The 1,373-nt window shown below is 51.5% G+C and carries 1 protein-coding gene; it reads right to left on the bottom strand.

All coding sequences use genetic code 11. From position 1 onward, the window contains the following. Positions 1 to 1,373: Ig-like domain-containing protein (locus QUB16_RS23135; RefSeq protein WP_333319752.1), on the bottom strand; the 1,373-nt coding region annotated here is incomplete at both ends.

Below are 1,373 nucleotides of genomic sequence, written 5' to 3' on the forward strand. Positions count from 1 at the left end.
GGCGCGGGTGTTGGCGCGGGTGTTGGCGCGGGTGTTGGCGCGGGTGTTGGCGCGGGTGTTGGCGCGGGTGTTGGCGCGGGTGTTGGCGCAGGCGTTGGCGCGGGTGTTGGCGCGGGTGTTTCTGCAGGCGTTGGCGCGGGCGCGGGTGCGGGTGCAGGTGTTTCCGCAGGCGTTGGTGCAGGGCTTGGCGCGGGCGCGGGCGCGGGTGCGGGTGCAGGTGCGGGTGGGGGGGCCGGTGCGGGTGCAGGTACCGGTGCCGCCACATTAACGTTAAAAGTCCCTAAACTACCAGCAACAGCAAGATTGCCAAGTGCATCTTTAACCTCACTTCCTTGCAAGTTAACTGTGTAAATTCCATTGTCAGTATTATCCCAACTGCCACCTGGGGGAACAAAGGAATAAGTCGCTGTCCGAGGCGTACCATTACTATTAGTATCAACGCTGACAAAAGTAGCAGGAAGAGCGCCGCCTGACCAATTTATCAAAACATCAGAACTATCCAAGCTTGAAACATCGAGGACATTATTATCGCTGAAAGTGACAGTCAAACTTTGACGGGTTCCTCCCGCTACCGTCACATCAGCAACAGGATTTAAACTAGCAGTTGGCGGAGTTTTGTCAATCTCATAAACTTGTCCCGTTAAGTTACCATTGCCAGCAGTTGCACCGCCTAATGCCACTCCCAAGCTATTTTTGATGCTGTCATCATCAACTAAATTTAACCCAATTGTACCGCTGCCGGTACCTGTGTTAACTTCCAGTTGGTAAGTCTTAGCATCAACAGGAGTTAAAGTGCCAATGGATGCACCAGTTACACCATTTGGGACTAAAGTAAAGTCAGAAAGGTCAACACCTGTAACATCTTCTGAGAAATTAATGGAGTAGGTGGCGGTAACCGCAGCAGTGGGAGATGGATCAAGGCGGTTGATGGATGTAACTGTGGCGAAGGTGTTGTTATAAGCAACGGTATTGTCTGTACTGGTACTGGCAGTGTTGTTATTACCTGCTGGATCAGTAACGCCGTTAGCTTTGATGCTGGCAATTACATTACCGCTACCTGTCACGCCGTTGACGGCGATGTTGTAAACAGGGCCGCTACCTGTGATTGTTGGTGTTAATGTTCCTGTTGCTGTACTTGCAGTTAAGTCGATATCGCTGGCATCGAAACCTGTGACTGGTTCGCTAAATGTGACGGTATAGTTGATAGGTGAAGTTGCAGTCGGATCTGTTTGTGCTACTGCTTGATTTATGGTGACTGTGGGTGCAAGAGTGTCAATTACTATGGCTTTATTTGCGCCCAAAGAGTTAGCGGCTGCGGGTGCAGGTAAGGTGATTGCGGCATCGTTGGTAGCAGCATCTTTAATGGTGCCACC

Origin of the sequence: Microcoleus sp. D3_18a_C4 (assembly GCF_036702415.1) — a bacterium.
Taxonomy (GTDB): Bacteria; Cyanobacteriota; Cyanobacteriia; order Cyanobacteriales; family Microcoleaceae; genus Microcoleus.